At 71.5% G+C, this 23,533-nt stretch carries 25 protein-coding genes; 10 read left to right on the top strand and 15 right to left on the bottom strand.

The features are described 5' to 3' along the window. Positions 1–8 precede the first annotated feature (8 nt). Positions 9–1,292 (top strand): thymidine phosphorylase, encoded by a 1,284-nt coding sequence (locus IF54_RS0110460; RefSeq protein ID WP_030316881.1) that lies wholly within the window; start codon positions 9–11, stop codon positions 1,290–1,292. A 95-nt stretch (positions 1,293–1,387) separates the two neighbouring features. Continuing rightward, positions 1,388–1,975, top strand: coding sequence for a Uma2 family endonuclease (locus tag IF54_RS0110455; RefSeq protein WP_030316879.1), 588 nt, complete (start codon positions 1,388–1,390; stop codon positions 1,973–1,975). Positions 1,976–1,980: 5 nt separating this feature from the next. Here IF54_RS0110455 and IF54_RS0110450 read toward each other — a convergent pair whose 3' ends face one another. Further along, positions 1,981–2,904, bottom strand: coding sequence for an AEC family transporter (locus tag IF54_RS0110450; RefSeq protein WP_030316877.1), 924 nt, complete (start codon positions 2,902–2,904; stop codon positions 1,981–1,983). A gap of 143 nt (positions 2,905–3,047) precedes the next feature. Here IF54_RS0110450 and IF54_RS41020 point away from each other — a divergent pair, with 143 nt between their 5' ends. Further along, on the top strand, positions 3,048–3,434 hold the full coding sequence (locus IF54_RS41020) for an STAS domain-containing protein (RefSeq protein WP_120051154.1): 387 nt from the start codon (positions 3,048–3,050) through the stop codon (positions 3,432–3,434). On the opposite strand, the gene IF54_RS0110445 is transcribed toward IF54_RS41020, so the two are convergent. Next, the gene (locus IF54_RS0110445; RefSeq protein ID WP_030316875.1) at positions 3,318–4,334 is read right to left on the bottom strand and encodes a sigma-70 family RNA polymerase sigma factor; all 1,017 of its coding nucleotides are present in this window, start codon (positions 4,332–4,334) and stop codon (positions 3,318–3,320) included. The genes IF54_RS41020 and IF54_RS0110445 overlap by 117 nt on opposite strands. Before the next feature lie 177 nt (positions 4,335–4,511). Continuing rightward, positions 4,512–5,786 carry an MFS transporter gene (locus tag IF54_RS0110440; RefSeq protein WP_030316874.1) on the bottom strand — a complete coding sequence of 425 codons (1,275 nt, stop codon included), beginning with the start codon at positions 5,784–5,786 and terminating at the stop codon, positions 4,512–4,514. 63 nt (positions 5,787–5,849) lie between these two features. On the opposite strand from IF54_RS0110440, the gene IF54_RS0110435 reads away from it, so the two are divergent. Then, positions 5,850–6,800, top strand: a complete 951-nt coding sequence (locus IF54_RS0110435) for a LysR family transcriptional regulator (RefSeq protein ID WP_030316873.1) — start codon at positions 5,850–5,852, stop codon at positions 6,798–6,800. A gap of 69 nt (positions 6,801–6,869) precedes the next feature. On the opposite strand, the gene IF54_RS0110430 is transcribed toward IF54_RS0110435, so the two are convergent. Next, positions 6,870–7,628, bottom strand: a complete 759-nt coding sequence (locus tag IF54_RS0110430; protein ID WP_037819749.1) for an alpha/beta hydrolase — start codon at positions 7,626–7,628, stop codon at positions 6,870–6,872. A gap of 113 nt (positions 7,629–7,741) precedes the next feature. Here IF54_RS0110430 and IF54_RS0110425 point away from each other — a divergent pair, with 113 nt between their 5' ends. After that, entirely contained in the window at positions 7,742–8,905 is a 1,164-nt protein-coding gene (locus IF54_RS0110425) for an adenosine deaminase (RefSeq protein ID WP_030316871.1), read from the top strand. Between the two features lie 138 nt (positions 8,906–9,043). Then, positions 9,044–9,406: a hypothetical protein gene (locus IF54_RS0110420; RefSeq protein WP_020141248.1), complete on the top strand. Its 363-nt coding sequence runs from the start codon at positions 9,044–9,046 to the stop codon at positions 9,404–9,406. 196 nt (positions 9,407–9,602) lie between these two features. On the opposite strand, the gene IF54_RS0110415 is transcribed toward IF54_RS0110420, so the two are convergent. From IF54_RS0110415 to afsQ1, 5 genes are all read right to left on the bottom strand, one after another. Further along, positions 9,603–9,803, bottom strand: coding sequence for a PspC domain-containing protein (locus IF54_RS0110415; RefSeq protein WP_020141249.1), 201 nt, complete (start codon positions 9,801–9,803; stop codon positions 9,603–9,605). A gap of 92 nt (positions 9,804–9,895) precedes the next feature. Next, positions 9,896–10,444 carry a VanZ family protein gene (locus IF54_RS0110410; RefSeq protein WP_030316870.1) on the bottom strand — a complete coding sequence of 183 codons (549 nt, stop codon included), beginning with the start codon at positions 10,442–10,444 and terminating at the stop codon, positions 9,896–9,898. A gap of 93 nt (positions 10,445–10,537) precedes the next feature. Next, positions 10,538–11,134 carry a hypothetical protein gene (locus IF54_RS0110405; RefSeq protein WP_030316869.1) on the bottom strand — a complete coding sequence of 199 codons (597 nt, stop codon included), beginning with the start codon at positions 11,132–11,134 and terminating at the stop codon, positions 10,538–10,540. Positions 11,135–11,328: 194 nt separating this feature from the next. Beyond that, a complete protein-coding gene (locus IF54_RS0110400; RefSeq protein WP_234438965.1) occupies positions 11,329–12,855 on the bottom strand; it encodes a sensor histidine kinase in 1,527 nt (508 codons plus the stop codon). 47 nt (positions 12,856–12,902) lie between these two features. Continuing rightward, complete coding sequence (afsQ1, locus tag IF54_RS0110395) at positions 12,903–13,580, bottom strand: two-component system response regulator AfsQ1 (RefSeq protein WP_020141253.1); 678 nt, start codon at positions 13,578–13,580, stop codon at positions 12,903–12,905. Positions 13,581–13,810: 230 nt separating this feature from the next. Here afsQ1 and IF54_RS0110390 point away from each other — a divergent pair, with 230 nt between their 5' ends. Then, positions 13,811–14,554, top strand: coding sequence for a SigE family RNA polymerase sigma factor (locus tag IF54_RS0110390; protein WP_030316866.1), 744 nt, complete (start codon positions 13,811–13,813; stop codon positions 14,552–14,554). A 205-nt stretch (positions 14,555–14,759) separates the two neighbouring features. Here IF54_RS0110390 and IF54_RS0110385 read toward each other — a convergent pair whose 3' ends face one another. Beyond that, complete coding sequence (locus IF54_RS0110385; protein WP_030316864.1) at positions 14,760–15,092, bottom strand: DUF6281 family protein; 333 nt, start codon at positions 15,090–15,092, stop codon at positions 14,760–14,762. A 60-nt stretch (positions 15,093–15,152) separates the two neighbouring features. Further along, complete coding sequence (locus IF54_RS0110380) at positions 15,153–15,857, bottom strand: uridine kinase family protein (protein WP_078851928.1); 705 nt, start codon at positions 15,855–15,857, stop codon at positions 15,153–15,155. A 60-nt stretch (positions 15,858–15,917) separates the two neighbouring features. Between IF54_RS0110380 and IF54_RS0110375 the strand changes: the two genes are divergently transcribed. Continuing rightward, positions 15,918–16,313, top strand: coding sequence for a hypothetical protein (locus IF54_RS0110375; RefSeq protein ID WP_030316860.1), 396 nt, complete (start codon positions 15,918–15,920; stop codon positions 16,311–16,313). A 117-nt stretch (positions 16,314–16,430) separates the two neighbouring features. On the opposite strand, the gene IF54_RS0110370 is transcribed toward IF54_RS0110375, so the two are convergent. Genes IF54_RS0110370 through deoC form a run of 3 tightly spaced genes read right to left on the bottom strand, consistent with a single transcriptional unit; the run spans position 16,431 to position 19,718 of the window. Beyond that, positions 16,431–17,318, bottom strand: a complete 888-nt coding sequence (locus tag IF54_RS0110370; protein WP_030316858.1) for an aldehyde dehydrogenase family protein — start codon at positions 17,316–17,318, stop codon at positions 16,431–16,433. Further along, positions 17,311–18,753 (bottom strand): aldehyde dehydrogenase family protein, encoded by a 1,443-nt coding sequence (locus IF54_RS0110365; protein WP_030316855.1) that lies wholly within the window; start codon positions 18,751–18,753, stop codon positions 17,311–17,313. Before IF54_RS0110365 ends, IF54_RS0110370 begins: the two co-directional genes overlap by 8 nt. Before the next feature lie 5 nt (positions 18,754–18,758). Continuing rightward, a complete protein-coding gene (deoC, locus tag IF54_RS0110360) occupies positions 18,759–19,718 on the bottom strand; it encodes a deoxyribose-phosphate aldolase (protein ID WP_030316854.1) in 960 nt (319 codons plus the stop codon). 116 nt (positions 19,719–19,834) lie between these two features. Between deoC and IF54_RS0110355 the strand changes: the two genes are divergently transcribed. Then, positions 19,835–20,494, top strand: a complete 660-nt coding sequence (locus tag IF54_RS0110355) for a PH domain-containing protein (RefSeq protein ID WP_030316852.1) — start codon at positions 19,835–19,837, stop codon at positions 20,492–20,494. Between the two features lie 86 nt (positions 20,495–20,580). Here IF54_RS0110355 and IF54_RS0110350 read toward each other — a convergent pair whose 3' ends face one another. Next, positions 20,581–21,750, bottom strand: a complete 1,170-nt coding sequence (locus IF54_RS0110350; protein ID WP_030316850.1) for a membrane protein — start codon at positions 21,748–21,750, stop codon at positions 20,581–20,583. A 215-nt stretch (positions 21,751–21,965) separates the two neighbouring features. Here IF54_RS0110350 and IF54_RS0110345 point away from each other — a divergent pair, with 215 nt between their 5' ends. Further along, the gene (locus IF54_RS0110345; RefSeq protein ID WP_030316847.1) at positions 21,966–23,528 is read left to right on the top strand and encodes a purple acid phosphatase family protein; all 1,563 of its coding nucleotides are present in this window, start codon (positions 21,966–21,968) and stop codon (positions 23,526–23,528) included. Positions 23,529–23,533 lie beyond the last annotated feature (5 nt).

The following is a 23,533-nucleotide window of genomic DNA, read 5'->3' as shown; positions in this document are numbered from 1 at the left end:
AGCCCTGCATGGCCATGGACGTCATCTCCGTCATCCGCACCAAGCGGGACCGCGGCGAACTCAGCGACGAGCAGATCGACTGGGTCATCGACGCGTACACCCGCGGGGAGGTCGCCGACGAGCAGATGTCCGCGCTCGCGATGGCCATCCTGCTCAACGGCATGAACCGCCGCGAGATCGCCCGCTGGACGGCCGCGATGATCGCCTCGGGCGAGCGGATGGACTTCTCGTCGCTCTCCCGCCCGACCGCCGACAAGCACTCCACGGGCGGCGTCGGCGACAAGATCACGCTGCCGCTGGCACCCCTGGTGGCGGCCTGCGGCGCGGCGGTTCCGCAGCTCTCGGGCCGGGGCCTCGGCCACACCGGCGGCACGCTCGACAAGCTGGAGTCGATCCCCGGCTGGCGCGCGCTGCTGTCGAACGAGGAGATGCTTTCGGTTCTGGAGGGGACGGGCGCGGTGATCTGCGCGGCCGGCGACGGCCTGGCCCCGGCCGACAAGAAGCTGTACGCCCTGCGGGACGTCACCGGCACGGTCGAGGCGATCCCGCTGATCGCCTCCTCGATCATGTCGAAGAAGATCGCGGAGGGCACCGGCTCCCTGGTCCTGGACGTCAAGGTCGGCACCGGCGCCTTCATGAAGACCATCGAGGACGCGCGGGAACTGGCGTCCACGATGGTGGGCCTGGGCACCGACCACGGCGTCCGGACGGTCGCGCTCCTGACGGACATGTCCACCCCGCTCGGCCTCACGGCGGGCAACGCCCTCGAGGTCCGCGAGTCGGTGGAGGTCCTGGCGGGCGGCGGCCCCTCGGACGTCGTGGAGCTCACCGTCGCGCTGGCCCACGAGATGCTGGCGGCGGCGGGCATCCGCGACGCCGACCCGGCGAAGGCGCTGGCCGACGGCTCCGCGATGGACGCCTGGCGCCGGATGATCGCGGCCCAGGGCGGCGACCCCGACGCGGAACTGCCGGTGGCGCGCGAGCAGCACGTCATCAAGGCGCCGTCCTCCGGCGTCCTGACCCGTCTCGACGCCTACGGCATCGGCGTGGCCGCCTGGCGCCTCGGTGCGGGACGAGCCCGCAAGGAGGACCCGGTGCAGGCGGGCGCGGGCGTGGAGATGCACGCCAAGCCGGGCGACACGGTGACGGAGGGCCAGCCCCTGCTGACCCTGCACACGGACACCCCGGAACGCTTCGACTACGCCCTCCAGTCGATCGAGGGCTCCTACGACATCGAGGCGGCGGGTACGGCGTTCACGGCGTCGCCTGTGGTGCTGGAGCGCATCGCCTGACCTGCGGCTTCCTCATTCGGGTGAACGGGATCGGTGGACCACTGCCGGTCCCGTTCGGCATGCTGGGATCGGTGACGCACCGATTGGAGACCGCCATGAGCGCACTCGCCGCCGAGCCCGGCTCCCCCGGGAACGCGGACTGGGACGAACTTGTCCGTGTCTGGGAGGAGACGGACGCGCCCGAGGGCAGCAAGGTGGAGATCATTGAAGGGATCGTCACCGTGTCGCCTCCGCCGTCCGAAGAGCACAACGACACAGCTGAGCTGGTTCAGCGTCGCCTGTACACAGCGATTCCGGACGACTGGGGTGTCTATCAGACACTCGGCCTCACGTGCCCGGAGACGGGTGGCCTCTTCGTTCCCGACCTGTGCGTGGTGCCGCGGGCTGCCCTGCGCCGCGGCACGCGCGTGCATGGGGGCGAAGCGGAACTCGTCGTCGAGGTCACGTCCAAGAGCAACGCCAACCACGACCGCATCAAGAAGGCTCACGGCTACGCCGTGGCAGGAGTGCCTCTCTACCTTCTGCTGGATGCCTGGCAGTCAGGACGTCCCACGGCGACGCTCTACGGGGAACCGCAGAATGGCACCTACCGAGTGCTTGAGTCGGTGGAGTACGGTGAGGAGCTGACCTTGCCCGCGCCGTTCAAGCTGGTCATCGACACCGTTGCCTTTCCGCTCAGCTGACCTCGTCACCCCAGCAGCGTCGCCACGACCACCAGCACCGGTACCGACAGCACCGCAGACACCAGGATCGAGTCGCGGGCCAGGCGTTCGCCGACGCCGTAGGTGGACGCGTACGTGTAGAGGTTCTGCGCGGCCGGGAGGGCCGATGTGACCACCACGTCGAGGAGTTGGGCTCCGTGGAGGCCGAAGACGCCCGCCGCCAGGGCCCAGGCCGCCGTCGGCTGGCCCACCGACTTCAGCGCGACCGAGAGCAGGACGAGCCCGCGGTCCGGCCCTCGGCCGGGCATCGTGCTGCCGCACAGGGAGATGCCGAAGGCGAGCAGGACCGCCGGGACCGACATGCCGCCGATCAGGGTCAGGGGGTCCATCACGGGGGCCGGCACCTTCAGGCCCGTCGCCGAGACCGCCACCCCGGCCAGCGAGCCCACCGCGATCGGATTGCGCAGCGGGGTGAGGAGCCGTAGCCACACAGGGCCCTTCGCGCCCGCCCCCGACGCCAGGTCCAGGACCGTCAGCGCGACCGGTGTCACCCCCACCAGCTGGAACAGCAGCACCGGTGCGACGAGGGACGCGTCGCCGAGGACGTAGACCGCGATCGGGATGCCGAGGTTGCCGGAGTTGACGTACGACGAGCACAGCGCGCCGATCGTCGTACGCCCAATACCCCAGCCCCGTACGACACCCACCGCCACGAAGACGCCCGCCGCCGCTGCCGTGCTGAGCGCGGTCACCAGCAGGCGGCTGGAGAAGATCACCGACAGGTCGGCCCGGGCGAGCGTGGTGAACAGCAGGGCCGGGGACGCCACATGGAACGCCAGCTTGGTCAGGACCTCGCGGCCCTGATCGCCGAGATAGCCGCGCAGGCCGATGAGACAGCCGACCCCGATCACCACCGCGATCACCGCGAAGCCGGTCAGCACTCCCTGCACGGAGGCTCCCCAAGGGTGAGGAGGGCGTGGGGTATCCAGGGAGGTGCTGATGGGTGGCGCATACAGGTAACCCTCGGGGGAAGCCGCCGCCCAGGTCAACGTGATCCTGCCCGCGCCGAGCGGGCCGTCCTCACGCGGGGCCGATGAGTTACGCCCACCCGCCCGGTCTACCGATCGTGGACGCCATGACACCCGCTGTACTCGTGCTGACCGGCCCCGTCACCCGGGACGAGGTGACAGGGCTCAGCGACGAGGTCCGAACGCTGCTGGGCGCGACCGGCGCCGGAGTCGTGGTGTGCGATGTCGCCGGGCTCGGGCCGCCAGGGCTCGGCGCGGTGGACCTGCTCGCCCGGCTCCAGCTGGCCGCCCGGCGGGCCGGAGGCCGGATCAGGCTGCGCGATCCCGATCCCGGACTACACGCCCTCCTCGACCTCGTCGGCCTCCGCTTCGAGATGGAGGGGGACACCGAACAGGGGGAACCAGCGCTGGGTGTCCAGGAAGAAGTGGAACCCGGTGAGCCGGCCGTCTGAGATCTCCAGCACCTGGATCGACCAGGGGGTGTAGCCGCCCTTCTCGGGGTCCGGCTTGTACTGGGCGAACCCGGGCAGTCCGTTGACCTGCACCGGGATCAGGCGGGAGCCCTCGCAGGCCGAGCCCAGGGTGGTCATGAACCCGGTGATGTCGTCGTGGCCCGTCAGCCACAGGTCGAACGGCGGCATCGTCATGATGGCGTCCTCGTGGAGGAGGGCCGTCAGGGCCGTCATGTCGTACCCCTCGAACGCCTTCACATAGCGGTCCAGGAGCTTCTGCTGCTCCTCGTCCAGCGGGTCGGAGACGGCCGCGTCGGCGCCCTGCTGCTCCCGCTCGGCGAGGGTGGCACGGGCGCGCTGGAGGGCGCTGTTGACCGAGGCGACGGAGGTGTCGAGCAGCTCGGCGACCTCGCTCGCCTTCCAGGCGAGGACCTCGCGCAGGATCAGCACCGCACGCTGCTTGGGGGGCAGTTGCTGGAGGGCGGCCATGAAGGCGAGACGCACGGTCTCCTTGGCGACGGCCGCCTCGGCCGGGTCCTCCACGGTCGGCAGGACGCGGTTGTCGGGCATCGGCTCCAGCCAGGTGTGGTCCGGGCGGGGGGAGAGGGCGGCCTGGGCGAGGGGCGTCGACTCGGAGAGGTCCATGGGACGGGCGCGCTTGTTGCCGGCCGTCAGCATGTCCAGACAGACGTTGGTCGCGATGCGGTACAGCCAGGAGCGCAGGCTGGAGCGGCCCTCGAACTTGTCGTAGCTGCGCCAGGCCCGCACCATCGTGTCCTGCACCGCGTCCTCGGCCTCGAAGGAGGAGCCGAGCATGCGGTAGCAGTACCCCGTGAGCTCGGTGCGGTGTTTCTCGAGCCTGATGTCGAGGTCCGTCGTCGTCGCCGTGCTGTCCGTCATCGTCCACCCACCCCTGTGGCCGTGCTGTCTCGCGCCTTTGCGCCCAGTACTCGGAAACTACCGCAGCCCACTGACAACGGCCCCTGGAGCGGGTGAACACACAGGTCAAAGGCCCGCTGGAGAAAAACCGATCCCCCCGGTCGACCGACCTCGACCAGGGGGAAGCGAACGTACGGCTCAGGCCGTCGCGAGCCGCTGCTGGGCCCGGGCCGCACGTGTTCCGAGGACGGTGATCGACACCACGCCGAGCACCGCCAGTAGTCCGACCCCGACCGTCCCGGCCCAGCCCCCCGCGTGGAAGGCGAGCGCGCCGACCGTGCTGCCGGCGCTGGAGCCGATGTAGTAGGCGGACTGGTAGAGGGCCGAGGCCTGGGCGCGGCCGTGGGTGGCCGTCTTGCTGACCGCCGAGGACGCCACCGCGTGCCCCGCGAAGAAGCCGCCCGTGATCAGGACCAGGCCGAGCAGGACCAGCGGCAGGGAGCCCGCGAGGGACAGGACCAGACCCGTCGCCGTCGTGCCGCCCGCCGCGTACAGGGCGCCCCGGCGGCCGAGGCGGCCGACCAGGCGGCCCGCCGTCGACGCGGACACCGTGCCCACGAGGTAGACCAGGAAGATCGAGCCGATGATGCCCTGGGGCAGCGAGAAGGGTGCCTCGGTCAGGCGGTAGCCGATCACGGTGTAGACGCCGCCGAAGACCGTCATGAACAGCGCGCCGATGGCGTACAGACGGCACAGCAGGGGGTTGGAGAGGTGGGCGCGGACCGTGCCGAGCAGCACGCGCGGCCGCAGCGAGCCCGCCGTGAAGTGCCTCGGCGCCGGCAGCAGCAGGCGGAACGCCACCGCACAGGCCACCGCGAGCGCGCCGATGACCCCGACGGCCACCCGCCAGCCCCATTCCTGCGCGACCCAGCCCGTGATGACCCGGCCGCTCATCCCGCCGACGCTGTTGCCGGCGACGAACAGGCCGATCGCCGTGACCAGGGCCTTCGGGCGGACCTCCTCCGCCAGATACGCGGTCGCGGAGGCCGGCAGCCCGGCCAGGGCCGCCCCCTGCACCGCGCGCAGCGCGACCAGCGCGGGCAGCGAGGGCGCGAAGGGGACCAGGAGACCGACCGTCACCGCGACCGCCAGTGAGGCCGTCATGACCGTACGGCGTCCGAAGCGCTCGGAGAGGGCGCTCATCGGGAGCACGAACAGCGCCAGTCCGCCGGTCGCCGCCGCCACCGTCCAGCTCGCCTCGCTCGCCGCCACCCCGAACTCGCCCGAGATCAGCGGGAGGAGGGCCTGCGTGGAGTACAGCAGCGCGAAGGTCGCGACGCCGGCGAGGAAGAGGGCGAAGCTCATCCGGCGGTAGCCGGGGCCGCCCGGGGCCATACGGGAGTCGGGGGCGTCGGAGGCAGGGACGGGTGACACGGCGCCCACGCGGGTGGACGCCTCGGTACTGGCAGGCATGCCTCGAAGTTACGTACGACGTCTCTCATCCGTCCAATGCATGGATTCGCCATAATCGTTCCCATGGAGCATCAGCAGAGGTCACAGGCCCGCCTGTCACCGTCCAGTGACACAGAAGACATCGTCCCGCTCCTCGCGCCCCGCCTGGCCTACTTCGCCGGCGTCGCCCGCACCGAGCACGTCACCCGCGCCGCCCAGGAGATGGACGTACCCCAGTCGACGCTCTCGCGTGCGATGGTCCGCCTGGAGCAGGACCTCGGCGTCGACCTGTTCGCCCGCATCGGCCGTACGGTCTCCCTCACCCCCGCGGGTCGCACCTTCCTCGCCTCCGTCGAGCGGGCCCTCGCCGAGATCGAGCGCGCCGCCGACGAGGTCCGGGCCGACGCCGACCCGGCCACCGGCAAGGTCGCCTTCGGGTTCCTCCACACGATGGGCTCGGAGACCGTGCCCGGTCTGATCCGTGCCTTCCGCGCCGACCACCCCCGGGTCCGCTTCAGCCTGGTCCAGAACTACGGCGAGGCGATGATCGAGCGCCTGCGCGCGGGCGAACTCGACCTCTGCCTGACCTCACCGGTCCCCGACGCCCCGGACCTCGTCGCCCGCCGCCTCGACGAGCAGAAGCTGCGGCTCGTCGTCCCCGCCGACCACCCCCTCGCCGGTCGCAGACGCGTCCGCCTCGCCGAGGCCGCCGACGAGGTCTTCGTCACCCTGGAACCCGGCTACGGCCTGCGCCGCATCACCGACGACCTCTGCCAGGAGGCCGGCTTCAGACCGCGGATCGCCTTCGAGGGAGAGGAGGCGGAGACCCTGAGGGGCCTGGTGGCAGCGGGACTCGGGGTCGCGCTGCTCCCGCCGCCGGCCTTCCCCCGCCCGGGGGTCTCGGAACTGACGGTCACCGCGCCACGAGCGGTACGCGAGATCGGCGTCGCCTGGCTGGACGGCCACCCGGACACGCCCCCGGTGGCCGCCTTCAAGAAATTCCTGCTGTCGAGAAGGGGCAGCCTCCTGCCCTGACCCACCGGCTGCCCTGGCCTACCGCCCGCCCTGGCTTACCGCCCGCCCTGACCTACCGCCCGCCCTGACCTACCGCCGCCGTGCCCCGAACCCCGAAGCCAGCGGCATCCGCAGCCCCAGCGGCGGAGGCGCCACCAGCGCGTCCTGCACCGGACGGGACAGCGCCCGCCCGAACAACGCGCCCATCACGAAGTCCTCGGTGAGCGCCTGGACTTCGGAGCGGTACTGGTGCAACCCGTGTCCGTCGGAGTGGACTTCGAACCGGCACACCTCCCGGTTCGCCTTCTTCGCCCGCGAGGCGAGCCTGAACGACAGTTCGGGGTCGGTGCGCCGGTCGTTCGTCCCGTGCACCAGGAGCACTCGCCGCCCCGCGAGCTGCTTCACCGGTTCGGGGGAGGCCGCCACGTCCTCCTCGGGCAGCCAAGGTGCGATCGCCACCACGGAGTTGACGGCCTCGTGCCCACCCGCGTGCAGCGCCGCCCGCCCGCCCATGTCGACACCGACCAGGGCCACGGGCACGTCCCCGTAGCGCCGTACGGCCTCGTCCGCGGCCCAGTTGGCGTCGTGCGCGAGATGCGCCTCGCTGCCGTTCCACCCGCGGTAGCGGTAGTGCACCAGGTGCGCCGCCAGTCCGTCCCGACGGCCCGCGCGGGCCAGTCGCCGCCCCAACGCCCTCGCGGGGCACGGCAGTCGCACGGCGGAGGGCCTGCGCAGAGAGGTTTCGTCGCCGCTCGGGAGGAGCAGCACCACACCGCTCACCGCCGCCGGCTCCGGGCCGAGTGTCCTGCCCAGTCGGGCGCTGCGAACCGGCGTCGCTTGCTGTGCCATGACAGAACAGTGTCAGAAGTGCGGGTGTACGACACGGGGCGGGGCGGTCACCGTTACGTATCGACGGATTCGTACAGCGGGCGATCTACGCGCGTAGGCGTTAGAGTGCGGAAATGACGAGCACGACTGACCGGACGGGGAACTCCCCGAGCTCGGACCAGATCCGCCGAGCACCCAAGGTTCTGCTGCACGATCACCTAGACGGCGGGCTGCGCCCCGGCACGATCGTCGACCTCGCCCGCGAGACCGGGTACACCGGCCTCCCCGAGGACGACCCGGACCGGCTCGGCGTCTGGTTCCGCGAGGCCGCCGACTCGGGGTCGCTGGAACGCTACCTGGAGACCTTCTCGCACACCGTCGGGGTCATGCAGACCCGCGAGGCGCTGGTGCGGGTGGCCGCCGAGTGCGCCGAGGACCTCGCCGAGGACGGCGTCGTCTACGCGGAGGTGCGGTACGCCCCCGAACAGCATCTCGAAAAGGGCCTGACCCTCGAAGAGGTCGTCGAGGCCGTCAACGAGGGCTTCCGGGAAGGCGAGCGCAGGGCGCGGGCGAACGGCCACCGCATCCGCGTCGGCGCCCTGCTCACCGCGATGCGGCACGCGGCCCGGGCCCTGGAGATCGCCGAACTCGCCAACCGCTACCGCGACCTCGGCGTGGTCGGCTTCGACATCGCGGGCGCCGAGGCCGGCTACCCGCCCACCCGGCACCTCGACGCCTTCGAGTACCTCAAGCGCGAGAACAACCACTTCACGATCCACGCCGGCGAGGCCTTCGGGCTGCCGTCCATCTGGCAGGCCCTCCAGTGGTGCGGCGCCGACCGGCTCGGGCACGGGGTGCGCATCATCGACGACATCCAGGTCCACGAGGACGGCACGGTCAAGCTCGGCCGGCTCGCCTCCTACGTCCGGGACAAGCGGATCCCGCTGGAACTGTGCCCCAGCTCCAACCTCCAGACCGGGGCGGCCGCCTCGTACGCCGAGCACCCGATCGGACTCCTGCGGCGGCTGCATTTCCGGGCGACCGTGAACACCGACAACCGGCTGATGTCCGGTACCGGCATGAGCCGCGAATTCGAGCACCTGGTCGACGCGTTCGGCTATACGCTCGACGACATGCAGTGGTTCTCCGTCAATGCGATGAAATCAGCGTTCATTCCTTTCGATGAACGACTCGCGATGATCAATGACGTCATCAAGCCCGGATATGCCGAGCTGAAGTCCGAATGGCTGTTCCAGCAGACGGCCTCCACCAGCGGTTCTGTGGCCGAGGAAGGCTGAGCGCGGGAATGCGCGGGTACGGAATGCGGGCGGGTGTTCACAATCCGTCCGCATTTCGATGTTTGCGGCGGGCGGGTCTGCATGTTTACGGTCGTGGACCGCTCACATCCCCGTAAACCCATTTCGAGGACGCATTTCATGAAGCAGTCTGCTGCCAAGACCCTCGGTGTCGCCGCCCTCGGTGCCGCCTTCGCCGCGGCCGGCGCGGGTGCCGCGAACGCCGCTCCGGCGGTCCCCGACGCCACGCAGGCGCTCGGCTCCGTCTCGCAGGGCCTTCCCACCGAGAACCTCACCAAGGCGCTGCCGGGTGCCGGTGAGGCGCTGGCGCAGGCCCAGCCGGCTCTCGGCGCGGGCCTCGCGGCCGCGCAGCCCGCCGCCGAGCGTGTGCTCGCCGACGGTCCGACCGCGCCCGTCGCCGGTCTCCTCGGCGGCCTGCCGATCGGCAAGGTCCTGCCCGGCGGTGGCGCCGGCACCGGCGTGAACGGCCTGCCGCTCGGCTGAGCCACGGAATCCTCGCTCGGCTGAGCTGCGGACCGTCCTCGGCTGAGCCACGGAGGCACCGCTCGGCTGAGCTGCGGAGTCATGAGGCAGGCCCGGGACCGTAAGGGTCCTCAGGGCCCGCCGCTCCTCGCACGCGCCGGTGGGGCGCACCCCTGGACACGGGGTGCGCCCCACCGGCGTACGTGCGCACGGGAGGTCACCAGGCGGTCTGTGCCTTCTCCTCCGAGGGGAAGAGGATCCACAGCGCTATGTAGAGCAGGAACTGGGGGCCCGGCAGCAGGCAGGAGACCAGGAAGATCACGCGCATGGTGGTCGCGGAGGTGCCGAAGCGCCGTGCCAGCGCGGCACACACGCCGCCGATCATGCGGCCGTTGGTGGGGCGGGCGAGGCGGGACATTGCGGCTCCTTCGTGAGCGTCGGTGGGGGAGTCCGAGTGACCCTTCCCAGCTGCTTTCCACGCTACGGAGACGAAAGACACAAAGCGTCGCTCTACGGGGCGATCCCGACCCTGGGAATCGTCGGGGTCCTACCCTGAGCCGGCTCCTCCTGGCGGACGGCGGGGCGCGGGCCTCGCCCCGCCCCGCGGCGGAGCCAGTGGCGGGCGGCCGGCACGACCGCGAGGTGCGCGAGCGCCACACCGGCGGTGTTCAGGAGCAGCGAGTCGATGTCGACGACCTGGCCGGGGACACCGGTCTGGAGCAGCGCGATGCCCAGCGAGATCAGGGCGCCCGCGGCGGACGTGCGGATGAGGGAGCCCAGTGTGGACGCCCAGAGCCTGCCGTGCGCCACCGGGATCAGGATGCCGAGCGGGGCCAGCAGGGCGAGCCCCTCGCCGATCCGGCGGGCCGCCTCCTGCCAGCCGAGGGCGAGGTCGGCGCGGATGCCGGCCAGGGGGTGCAGGTTGGCGGGGACGACCCAGGGGACGTCGAGGGGCCGCAGGGTGAACCAGGCGACGAACGCGAGATGTGCGACGAGGAGGACACCTCCTGCCACACGGACGCGAAGGGCGGTATTGCCGCCGATGAAGCCTTGCTGCACGACCCCGTAGACGCCGCGCTCGGCACGATCGGTTCCGGAACACCCCGAGGTACCTGGGTGAGGTCTGCGCCACACGGGGTGGCCGGACCCCCGTCAGCCCTTCGGCACCTCGCTCGACGGCGGCTGGTGGCTGCTCGGCTGGGAGCGGACCTCGTCCGTGCAGTCGTAGCGGCGCACGGGGGCGGTGCCGGGGCCGCCCAGGATGACGGAGCCGTCTCCCTCGGCCGCGGCCGAGTCGGAGAACGTGCACACGAGCTGGGCGAGGGCGTAGCGGGAGAGCTCGGCGGGCGGGGTGCTCAGCCGGAGGGTGTCCTCGGGGTCCTTGGGGCGCGGCCCGCTGACGGTCGTGCCGCCGCGGACGTACGTCTGGTAGCCGGCGTCCCGTTCCGCGGCGGACGGTGTCTCGGCGAGCTGGTCGAGGAGTCCCTGCGCGACCAGCACCCGCCGGGCGGAGTCCTCGGTGCCGTCCGGTACCCGTACGGTCCGGTCCACGGCGACCAGCGACGACCCGCACAGCAGGAACACCTGCACGGCGAGGCCTCCGGACGCCCGGGCCGCCCCCGACTCCGACAGCGAGCAGCGCACCCGGGAGGGCGCGGGCCCGAAGTCGGTGGGCACCTCGGTGGACCGGATACCGCACCCGGCGACCAGCACGGCGAGCAGGGGCACGGCGAGCAGCCGCCGCACGATGACACCGGGGCGCCGCGTCCGGGACTGTTCCGTGTCTTGCCGCCGCGACGGGGAATCGCCGCCCTGACGGGCCGCGCGGCCGTCGAGCGAGGGAGCGGCGGGAGGCGCCGGCGAGGCCGCGGGAGGCACCGCCCCGGCGGCCCGCGTCCGTGTCACCCGGCTGCCATGGCCCCGCTGTTCCCGCTGCCCGGTCATCACGCGTCCCCCTTCGTCGCCCCGGCTTCGTCCTTCTCGGCATCCGTCGGCTGTTCCGTCAGGGCCGAGGCGTCTCGGGGGAGGTGGAGGGTGAACACGGCACCGCCGTCGGGGGAGTTGGCCGCGGTGATCTCGCCGCCGTGGATGTGGGCGTTCTCCAGGGCGATGGAGAGGCCGAGGCCGCTGCCCTCGGAGCGCGGGCGGGAGGCGCTGGCCTTGTAGAAGCGGTCGAAGACGTGCGGCAGGACGTCCTCGGGGATGCCGGGGCCGTGGTCCCGGACCCGGATGACCACCTCGTCGTCGGCGGCCCGGACGGCCACCCGCACCGGGGAGCCGCCGTGCTTGAGCGCGTTGCCGATGAGGTTGGCCAGGATGACGTCGAGGCGCCGCGGGTCCAGGCGGGCGTGGATACCGCGCTCGGCGTCCAGCTCTACCGCGTCCAGCCACGCGCGCGCGTCGATGCACGCGGTGATCTGGTCGGCCACGTCCACGTCGTCCAGGACCAGCCGGGCGGTACCGGCGTCGAAGCGGGTGACCTCCATGAGGTTCTCGACCAGGGAGTTGAGCCGGCGGGTCTCGCTGACCACCAGACGCACCGCCGGTTCGATCATCGGGTCTATCGAGCCGGACTCCGCCTCGAGCTCCTCCTCCAGGATCTCCGTCACCGCGGTGATCGCGGTGAGCGGTGTCCGCAGCTCATGGCTCATGTCCGCCACGAAACGCCGGGAGGCGTCGTCCCGGGCCGCCATGTCGTCGACCCGCTTCTCCAGCGCCTCGGCGGCGTAGTTGAACGTCCTTGACAGGTCCGCGAGTTCATCGGTGCCGGACACCCTGAGCCGGGTGTCGAGGCGGCCCTCGCCGAGCCGCCGGGCGGCAACCCCCAGCCGGTGCACGGGCTTCAGTACGGTCGTCGCGGCGGCCTGCGCGAGCAGCGCGGAGCCGATCAGCGCGAGGCCGGTGGCGATCCCCAGCGACCAGGCGAGGGAGTTGAGGTCCTTGGCCTCCGGCTCGAGGGACTTGAGCATGTAGCCGGTCGGGCCACCGCCGATCACGCGCGTGCCGGCGACCAGATACGGCGTGTCGTGGTCGACGATCCGCTGCCAGTACAGGTGGTAGGCGGACTTGTTGGCGGAGTCGACGCTCTGCTTCTCGTTCACCGCCTCGCGCAGCGACACCGGCACGTCCTGGAGCGTGAACCCGTCCAGGGCGCCCGAAGTGCCGTACACCGTCTTGCCGTTCCCGTCGGTGCCCACCAGCAGCACGCTGAAGCGCTGGCTGCTGCCCGCCATCTGCCCCGCCGCCTGCTGGAGTTCGTCCTGCGTGGCCTCCTCGGGCAGCGCGCCCGCGCGGTTCTGCATCTCCTGCTGGAAGTCGCGCAGCACCGCGTCCTGGGCGCGGGTGAGGACCGCCTCGCGGTTGAGCCAGTAGGCGATACCGGACGCGGACACGGCCGCGGTCAGCGCCACCAGGCCGAACACCACGACGAGACGCAGCCGCAGGCTGGTGAAGCGCAGCCGTGACCACATGCCCTTGCGCGCCGCGAACCAGCCGCGGAGCCCCCCTTGCGCTTCGGTCACTGAGGTGTGTCCAGCCGGTAGCCCACACCGCGCACGGTCCGGATCAGCGTCGGGGACGACGGCACGTCCTCGACCTTGGCGCGCAGCCGCTGCACACAGGCGTCCACCAGGCGCGAGTCACCGAGGTAGTCGTGCTCCCACACCAGCCGCAGCAACTGCTGCCGGGACAGCGCCTGTCCGGGCCGCCGGCTCAGCTCCAGGAGCAGCCGCAGCTCGGTCGGCGTGAGCTGGAGGTCCTCGCCGTTCTTCGTGACGGTCATGGCCGCACGGTCGATGACCAGGGAGCCGAAGCTCGCCGCGTCGGTCGACTCGCGTTCGCCGCGGCGCAGCACGGCCCGGATCCGGGCGTCGAGGACCCGTCCCTGGATCGGCTTGACCACGTAGTCGTCGGCGCCGGACTCCAGCCCGACCACCACGTCGATGTCGTCGCTGCGCGCGGTCAGCAGAATGATCGGCAACTGGTCCGTGCGCCGGATGCGCCGGCACACCTCGAACCCGTCGATACCGGGCAGCATCACGTCCAGCACGATCAGGTCCGGCCGCTGCTCACGCAGCAGTTTGAGGCCGTCCTCACCGGTGGCAGCGGTGGCAACCCGGTGGCCCTGGCGCGTGAGACTCAGCTCCAGGGCCGTACGGATGGCGTCGTCGTCCTCGATCAGCAACAGGGAAGGCACGGGCTCATTCTGGCCCATGGCACGGTCGGGTATCGACACCTGTACACGTGCGTGCGCATACCGCTGCTCTCTGTGCCCGTCCTGTGCGATTCCTGCGACGGGGCCCTGTGACAGGTCTGTGACAGTCGGCGGACACGGCCATGAAGGTGCGAGGGCAAGCTTCTCGGCACGGGCAAGGAAGTACCGCCCGGAACGACCGAACACCGGAAGTCCACGACGGGGGGCGCGAGATGAACACGCTGCACAGCACCAACACTGGCGCAGTGATCACGCGTCTCCACGACGTGAACGGGGGCCGGGGTCCGGAGAAGTCCGGTGCCGCAAGCGGGCGGGGGTGCGCTCGCGGCACCGGGCGTCAGCACACCACGTACATGTCGGTGGTTGACACCTGCACGGGGGAAACGCACGGGGGATCGTCGTACAGGGAGGAGACGGGGGAGCGTCGTTCGCTGTCGGAGGCGGAGTTCACCGCCTACGTCCAGGAGCGCCGCGCCTCCCTGTACGCCACCGCCTACCACCTGACCGGTGACCGCTTCGAGGCCGAGGACCTGCTCCAGAGCGCGCTGTTCTCGACGTACCGGGCGTGGGACCGGATCAGCGACAAGGCCGCGGTCGGGGGCTACCTCCGCCGCACCATGACGAACCTGCACATCAGCGCGTGGCGCCGCCGCAAGCTGAACGAGTACCCGACCGAGGAACTGCCGGAGACGCCCGGCGACACGGACGCGATGCGCGGCACCGAACTGCGCGCGGTCCTGTGGCAGGCGCTCGCCCGGCTCCCCGAGCTCCAGCGCACGATGCTGGTCCTTCGTTACTACGAGGGCCGCACCGACCCGGAGATCGCGGAGATCCTCGACATCAGTGTCGGCACGGTGAAGTCCAGCATCTGGCGGTCGCTCCGCCGGCTGCGCGAGGACGAGGTCCTCAGCTTCGGCCGTGACGAGGAGAACGCCTTCGGGGAGCTCGTGGCCTGAGGGTTCGGGGGGTCGCACCGCCAGTGGTCCGGGGGGACCGCACCACCGGTGGGGGACAGCACCACAAGCGGGGGGACCGCACCACAGAGTGGGGGACCGGGTATCGGCTGGGGGGCCGGTACCCGGGCGGGGGACAACGGGGAAGCACCAAGAAGCGGGACTGGAGGGCCGGGGGGTCCGTCCAGTCCCGCTTTGGCGTGTGCGGTCAGCCGGCCTCCATCAGCCGCGCCCCGGCGGGTGTGTCACCGACGGCGACGGCCTCGGCGGTCTCGCGCCCCTGGACGGCGTACGCGCCGGTGGTGCCCCGCGGAATCGTGACCTCGGAGTCGCCCGGAGTGTCGTCGCACTCCGGGATCTCCGCGGTCCCCAGCCGCTCGCCCACCGTGAAGCCGATCTCCCCGGCGGGCAGATAGACACGGTTCTCGTACCGCACCGCGCCCGCGCAGGAGGAGGCCGCCTCACCGTGCTCCTCGGCCGGGCCGCAGCCGGCGACGGCCGCGAGGAGGGCGAACGCGAGGACCCGCAGGGCAGTTGTCATCGGCTTCCTTTCCGAAGGACCGTGTTTCCGGTCCTACGACGGAGAAGGAGCCGTTCGCGTTCAGGGCGCCGGCGTCGGTGCCGGGCGGGGGGCGGCCGCCGCGGCCGTGAGGCGGGTGAGGGCCTCGTCCTTGTCGCAGGGGTGGGCGCCGAGGGCGGTCTGGCGGGCGACGATCGAGCGCTCCAGGCGCATCAGCCGCCAGCCGCGACGCAGCAGGAACGGCACCGACTTGCGGCCCTCCCGCAGATCCCGCAGGAACCGGCGCCGGAAGGTGCGCACCGGGCCCCGGCTCAGACACAGCGCGTCGGCCAGCACACCCAGCTCCCGGCAGCGCGTGACGATCTCCGCGGCGAAGATGCCCTCCGCGATGAACAGCGGGGTGCGGCCCAGGTCGACCGTCTCCTCGCCGGTGCGGGCGCTCAGCGAGATGTCGTAGACCGGGATCTGCGTACGGCCCGTACGGCACAGGTCCACGATCGCGGCCACCGCGGTGTCCGCGTCCCAGGACCCGGGATGGTCCCAGTCGATGTCGGAGCTCCCCGCCACCAGCGGCAGCGTGGGGTCGGTGCCCTCCTTGTAGAAGTCGTCGAGCCGGAGGACCGGAAGTCCGGACCGGGCCGAGAGGAGGGACTTGCCGGAGCCGGAGGGGCCGCAGAGCAGCACGACTCGCATCGGTATGGGCGGTTGGGAGCTCACGGGACACCAGTGTGAGGCATTCACCTGCTGTTCATCGACCCCGCGGGTCGGCTTTGAAGCGCGCGTCACACTTCAACTACCCTTCGTGCCGACTCGATTACCCCGCGTACGGATAAGGTGGCAGCAACGATGGCCCGATACGAGAACCCGACCGCCCAGCGGGCGCTGGTCGCCCTGGCGACCGCGGGAGTGGCGCTCGGCGCCGGAGCGGCGGCGGCCTCCGCTGCGGAACCGGTCGTCGACGTGATGCGCACCCGGCCGACCTCCCTGGGGAACGTCGACCCGCAGGCGGGGTTGCAGGGACTCACCGGCACGGTCGGATACGTCACCGGGCCGGTGGCCGGACTCAAGCCCAACCCCCTCGCCGGCACGGGAGTCGACCCGCTCGACAACGGGGTCGGCACCCAGCTCGCCGACTTCCAGCCGCTGGCCACGCAGGCGCTGACGGGGCCGGTGGCTCAGGCGCAGTCGATCGGGTCGCTGCCGGTGGTGGGGCAGGTGGCGGGGTTGCTCGGGAACGGGTGACGTTCGGTGGGGCGCGGAGGGCGTCGGGGAGCTGCGGACCGTTGCCGGGTGCGGGTGCGTCCTGGCTGGTCGCGCAGTTCCCCGCGCCCCTGAAGACGCGGCCTGCGGCCGCTGTCTTCAGTACGAGGAGCCCCCGGCGCCCAGCGAACCCGTCGGGTGCCAGACCGTCTTCGTTTCCAGGAAGGCCGTCAGGCGGTCGATGCCCGGTGTTGCCGTCCAGTCGTCCACAGGCTGTGGACGCAGAACCCGCTTCAGGTTGTCCGCCGCCGCGATCTCCAGCTCCTTCGCGAGGACCTCGTCCGCGCCCGCCAGGTCGATCGCGTTGACGTCCTGGTGGGAGGCGAGCGGGGCCGCGATCTCCGCCGTACGGCCCGAGAGGACGTTGACCACGCCTCCGGGGACGTCCGAGGTGGCCAGGACCTCCGCCAGCGAGAGGGCGGGCAGCGGGGACCTCTCCGAAGCCACCACGACCGCCGTGTTGCCCGTGGCGATCACCGGGGCGAGGACGCTCACCAGGCCCAGGAGCGAGGACTCCTGCGGGGCCAGGACCGCGACCACGCCAGTCGGTTCCGGTGAGGACAGGTTGAAGTACGGGCCCGCCACCGGGTTGCCGCCGCCGACCACCTGGGCGATCTTGTCGGTCCAGCCCGCGTACCAGACCCAGCGGTCGACCGCCGTGTCCACCTGCTCCGCGGCCTTCGACTTCGACAGGCCCTCCGCGTCGGCCACCTCGTGGACGAACTGCGCCCTGCGGCCCTCCAGCATCTCCGCGACCCGGTACAGGACCTGGCCGCGGTTGTACGCGGTGGCGCCCGCCCAGCCGCCGAACGCCTTGCGCGCGGCCACGACCGCGTCACGGGCGTCCTTGCGGGAGGACTGCGGCGCGTTCGCCAGCCAGTTGCCCTTTGCGTCGGTCACCTCGTACACCCGGCCGCTCTCGGAACGCGGGAACTTCCCGCCGACGTACAGCTTGTAGGTCTTGAGCACATTCAAGCGGTCAGACATCGAGGTATGCCTCCAGGCCGTGGCGACCGCCCTCGCGGCCGAAGCCCGACTCCTTGTAGCCGCCGAAGGGCGAGGTCGGGTCGAACTTGTTGAAGGTGTTGGACCAGACGACCCCGGCCCGGAGCTTGTTCGCGACCGCCAGGATCCGCGAGCCCTTCTCGGTCCAGATGCCGGCCGACAGGCCGTACTGCGTGTTGTTCGCCTTGGCGACCGCCTCGTCGGGCGTGCGGAAGGTCAGCACCGAGAGGACCGGGCCGAAGATCTCGTCGCGTGCGATGGTGTGCGCCTGGGTGACGTTCGTGAAGAGCGTCGGGGCGAACCAGTAACCGGCGGACGGCAGTTCGCACTCCGGGGACCACGGCTCGGCGCCCTCGGCCGCGCCCTTGTCGACCAGCGAGGTGATCCGCGCGAGCTGCTCGGCGGAGTTGATCGCGCCGATGTCCGTGTTCTTGTCGAGCGGGTCGCCCAGACGGAGCGTGGACAGGCGGCGCTTGAGGGAGTCCAGCAGCTCGTCCTGGATCGACTCCTGGACCAGGAGCCGGGAGCCCGCGCAGCAGACCTGGCCCTGGTTGAAGAAGATGCCGTTGACGATCCCCTCCACCGCCTGGTCGATCGGGGCGTCGTCGAAGACGATGTTGGCGCCCTTGCCGCCCAGTTCGAGGGTGAGCTTCTTCCGCGAACCCGCCACCGTCCGCGCGATCTCCTTGCCGACGGCCGTGGAGCCGGTGAAGGCGACCTTGTTGACGTCCGGGTGCGCGACGAGCGCGGCGCCCGTGTCGCCGTAGCCCGGCAGGATGTTGACGACGCCCTTGGGCAGGCCCGCCTGGCGGCAGATGTCCGCGAAGAAGAGCGCGGAGAGGGGGGTCGTCTCGGCGGGCTTCAGCACGACGGTGTTGCCGGTCGCGAGCGCCGGGGCGATCTTCCACGCCAGCATCAGGAGCGGGAAGTTCCACGGGATGACCTGGCCGGCCACGCCGAGGGGCCTGGGGTTCGCACCGAACCCGGCGTGCTCCAGCTTGTCGGCCCAGCCCGCGTAGTAGAAGAAGTGCGCGGCGACCAGGGGGAGGTCGGCGTCGCGGGTCTCCTTGATGGGCTTGCCGTTGTCCAGGGTCTCCAGGACGGCGAGCTCGCGGCTGCGCTCCTGGATGATCCGGGCGATCCGGAACAGGTACTTCGCGCGCTCGGAGCCGGGCAGCGCCGACCACTTCTCGAAGGCCCTGCGGGCGGCCCCCACCGCGCGGTCCACGTCCGCCTCGCCCGCCTGGGCGATCTCGGACAGGACCTCCTCGGTGGACGGGGAGACGGTCTTGAAGACCTTGCCCTCGGCCGCCTCCACGAACTCGCCGTCGATGAACAGCCCGTAGGAGGGGGCGATGTCGACGACCGAGCGGGACTCGGGCGCCGGTGCGTACTCGAATGCGGATGCAGATGCCATGGTGATCAGTCCACCGTCACGTAGTCGGGGCCGGAGTAGCGGCCGGTGGCCAGCTTCTGACGCTGCATCAGCAGGTCGTTCAGGAGCGAGGAGGCGCCGAAGCGGAACCAGTGGTTGTCCAGCCAGTCCTCGCCGGCGGTCTCGTTGACCAGGACGAGAAACTTGATCGCGTCCTTGGACGTACGGATGCCGCCGGCCGGCTTCACACCCACCTGGACGCCGGTCTGCGCGCGGAAGTCGCGCACCGCCTCCAGCATCAGCAGGGTGTTGGCGGGGGTGGCGTTCACCGCGACCTTGCCGGTGGACGTCTTGATGAAGTCCGCGCCGGCCAGCATGCCGAGCCAGCTCGCGCGGCGGATGTTGTCGTACGTCGACAGCTCGCCGGTCTCGAAGATGACCTTGAGCCGGGCGTCGGTCCCGCAGACCTCGCGCACGGCGACGATCTCGTCGTACACCTTCATGTAGTGGCCCGCGAGGAACGCCCCGCGGTCGATGACCATGTCGACCTCGTCCGCACCGGCGGCCACGGCGTCGCGCACGTCGGCCAGCTTCACGGGCAGGGCGGCCCGGCCGGCCGGGAAGGCGGTGGCCACGGAGGCGACCTTCACACCGGAACCGGCGACGGCCTCCTTGGCGACGGCCACCATGTCGGGATAGACACAGACCGCGGCCGTGGCGGGGGTCGTCCGGTCGGTCGGGTCGGGGCGGACCGCCTTGGCGCCGAGCGCCCGGACCTTGCCCGGGGTGTCCGCGCCTTCCAGCGTCGTCAGGTCGACCATCGAGATGGCGAGGTCGATGGCGTACGCCTTCGCGGTCGTCTTGATGGAACGGGTACCGAGGGAGGCGGCGCGGGCCTCCAGACCGACGGCGTCCACGCCGGGCAGCCCGTGAAGGAACCGGCGCAGCGTGCTGTCGGACGCGGTCACGTCCGTGAGCGGGTGTGCGGCTGATGCAGTGGTGGGCATGGTCACCAGACGAGCATATCTACGCGCGTAGCGGCTGTACAGGGGGGCAGGTCACCCACACGGAAGGCGAGTGGGTCGAACGGACGCTCTTACCGGCGGCGCTTAGGATCGCGAGCATGTCGTCCGCAACCCCGGAATCCAGGGACCGCATCTACCGCTCACCCATGGCGCTGATCGGCGGTTTCCTCCTCCTCGTCATCATCGGCTGGCTCGGCTTCGACGCGGTCGTCTCCGGCAGCGGCAACACGCCGTGGTTCGCCCTCGCCACGCTGCTCCTGCTCGTGCCGCTGGTGATCGCCTTCACCCTCCGCCCGGCCGTGTTCGCCAACCACGACCGGCTGCGCATCCGCAACCCCTTCCGGGTGATCGTCCTGCCCTGGGGCGAGATCGAGATGCTGCGCTCCGGGTTCTCGAACGAGGTCCTCAGCAAGTCCGGCACCAAGTACCAGCTGTGGGCGATCCCGGTCTCGCTGCGCGGCCGCAAGAAGGCGGCCCGGCAGACCGCCCGGCAGGAGTCCGGGCGCGGACCGAGCCGGGGGCTCGGGCTGTTCGGCGGGGGGATGCAGATGGACGGCCTCGGTGGCCGTACGCCGGTTCCCGAGGGGCCGACGCGGGCGGAGACCGACCAGATCATGGATGACCTGGGGGATCTGCTGGAGGCGCGCGGTCCTGCGGCGGCGTCGCAGGGGGAGGTCTCGGTGCGGTGGGCATACGAGATCGTGGGGCCTGCGGTGGCGGGGGCGGTGCTTCTTTTGATTTTGGCAGTAGTCATGTGACGCCTGCGGGGGTGCCACGCTTTGGCGTCTGGCGGGTGCGGGTTCGCTGTGGCTTGTCGCGCAGTTCCCCGCGCCCCTGAAGGCCCTCATGGCGGGCCTGTCCATACAAGGGCCATGTAGGCGCCCCAGTACGCCGAGCCCAGCACAGCCAAGCTCACGACGATGTGGCGGTAGCGGGCCGGTGCCTTCATCAGCCGTACGGCGATCGGGAGCAGCAGCGGGAACGCGGGGAGCAGGTAGCGGGCTCGGGGGAAGTAGACGCCGCCGCTGGTCAGGACGATCAGCAGGGTGAGGGCTGTGAAGACCAGCAGTGCTGCGGGCTGGCGGTCTCGCAGGGACAGGGCGAAGAGGGCCGTCGACGCCAGCAGGGTCGCCGTCACCAGGAGCAGGAACAGCTCCGGTGTCGGGTCGTACAGCAGCAGGCTTCTGAACTGGCGCAGGGTGTCCAGGCCGCCGTCCACCTCGTTCCGCCAGGTGCGCTGTACGGCGAAGTAGCCGTCCCAGCGGTGCAGGCGCAGGCCCACCCAGCCGACGTACGCGCACCAGCCGAGCGGGGCCAGGACGGCGGCCAGGAGTGCGCGAGGGCGGCGCCAGGAGAGCAGGCAGGTCAGGGTGACGGCGGCGGCCACCGCGATGCCCGTCGGACGGGTCAGGCCCGCCAGGGTCGCGAGACCGGCCGCGGTGAGGGGGCGGTCGGTGAGCAGGGCGTACAGGGCCCAGGCCGCGCACGCCGTGAACAGGGACTCCGTGTAGCCCATCCACTGGACCAGGCCGACCGGGAGCGCGGCCCACAGCACGGTCAGCAGGACGCCCGCCCGCGGGCCGTGGAGGCGGTCGCCGACCGCGTGGACGCCCCAGGCCGCGAGCAGGGAGGCGGCGACGGCCAGGCACAGGCCCGTGGTGGCGCGGGTGCCCGGGGTGACGGCGGCGACGGCCTTGGCGAGGACCGGGTACAGCGGGAAGAAGACCAGGTTGTTGCCGCCGTCCATGCCGCCCAGCGCATGGGCGTAGCCGTGGTCGGCGATGCCGAGGTAGTACTCGGCGTCCCACTGGGTCGCCAGGATCGGCCAGACGCCGTGGTGCTGGCGGTGCGCCCACAGGGTCAGCACGGCTAGGCCCAGGGCGCGCACGCCGACGTACGCGAGGAGGGCCCGTGCCAGGGCCGGGACGCGGTGGTGGGGTGCGTCCGGGGCGTCGGTGGCGTCGGCCGTGCCGTTCGCTCGGTTCGGGGGCGGCCGGAGGGCGGTCGAGGACACGGTGACGGGCCTCCAGGACTGGCTCGGGTGCGCTTCCCGTCCACCGTTGCCCGGGAGTGGGGGCCGGACGCGGAACCAAGGTCAACATCCATTCCTAAATCACCCGATGGGGTGCTACGGACCCGTACATGGGCCAACGCAGAGGTCCAGTCCAATCGCCATTCACCGGCCGCTGTCAGCCTCCGGCCATGAACGCACCCCTGAACACCCCGCGCATGGGCATCCCCGCCCGTCTCGCGGACACCCTGAGCATGCCGGAGCGGCACGAGTACCTCCGGCGGTCCCTGTCCCGGCGCGGCCTGCTCGCCGCGACCGCGGTCGCCGGCGCGGCCGGACTCGCCGCGAGCGGTACGGCGCGGGCGGCCGGCCCCGACCTCGTCACCCGCTCGGCCACCGAGCACGTCGACGGCGCGCTCGTGGCGCCGTTCGGCCGGCACCTCGCCTACGGCGCCGACCCGCGCACCCAGATGCGGGTGTCCTGGCAGGTCCCGCTGCCCGTCCGCGACCCCTTCCTGCGGATCGGGCTCAGCCCGCTCGACCTCGGCCACAAGGTCCCCGCCGAGGTGCGGGACCTGTTCACCCCGGCCGGTGTCGGCAAGAGCGCCGACATCGACCAGTACTACGTGCACGCGGCCCTGGACAACCTGCGGCCCGGGACCACCTACTACTACGGCGTCGGCCACCGCGGCTTCGACCCGGCCCACCCCGGTGCCGCGCACACCGTCTACTCCTTCACCACCGCCCCCGACGCCCGCAGCAGGCGGCCCTTCACGTTCACGGCCTTCGGCGACCAGAACCCGAGCTACACGTCGATCGGCCTCAACGCCCTCGTCCAGGCCCAGAACCCGGCCTTCCACCTGCACGCCGGTGACATCTGCTACGCCGAGGAGACCGGGCACGGGCTGCCCGCCGACAGCAGCAACTACGACGCCCGGCAGTGGGACCAGTTCCTCGCGCAGATCGAACCGATGTCCAGCCGGGTGCCGTGGATGGTGGCGTTCGGCAACCACGACATGGAGGCCTGGTACTCGCCCAACGGCTACGGCGGCAACGAGGCCCGCTTCACGCTCCCCGGCACCGGGTTCGACCCGGAGAAGGCACCGGGCGTGTACTCCTTCGTGCACGGGAACGTGGCCGTCGTCTCGGTCGACGCCAACGACGTGTCGTACGAGATCCCGGCCAACCGGGGTTACACGGACGGCCGTCAGACCGCGTGGCTGGACCGGCGGCTGGGGGAGCTGCGGAAGACGCCGGGGGTCGACTTCGTGGTGGTGTTCCATCACCACTGCGCCTACTCCACCACCAGCTCGCACGCCTCCGAGGGCGGGGTGCGGGAGCAGTGGGTGCCGCTGTACGAGAAGCACCAGGTGGACCTCGTCGTCAACGGGCACAACCACGTCTACGAGCGGACCGACCCCGTGGTGCGGGACAAGGCCGTGCGGGCACTGCCCATCGGGGGCACGCACGAACCGGCCCGTGGCGGTGTCGTGTACGTGACCGCGGGCGCGGGCGGGGAGAGCGTCTACAGCTTTCCCGTGGCCGACAGCTACGAAGGGCACGAGGACGAGGTCGGGGCGGTGCCGACGTACTGCACCGGTGCGGGGGGCAAGGTCACCGAGAGCGTGGACTGGTCGCGGGTGCGGTACACCGGCTACTCGTTCATCCGGGTCGATGTGCAGCCGGCTGCGGCGGGGCGGACGGCCACGTTGACCGTGCGGGCGTTGGCGGCGACGGGGGCGGAGGTGGATCGGTTCGTCGTGGCGCGGAAGGCGCGCTGACGGAT

This window comes from Streptomyces sp. NRRL B-3229, from assembly GCF_000719505.1.
GTDB lineage: Bacteria > Actinomycetota > Actinomycetes > Streptomycetales > Streptomycetaceae > Streptomyces > Streptomyces griseorubiginosus.
Note: the sequence above shows the minus strand (reverse complement) of the source record. Positions and strands in the feature narration are given on the sequence as shown.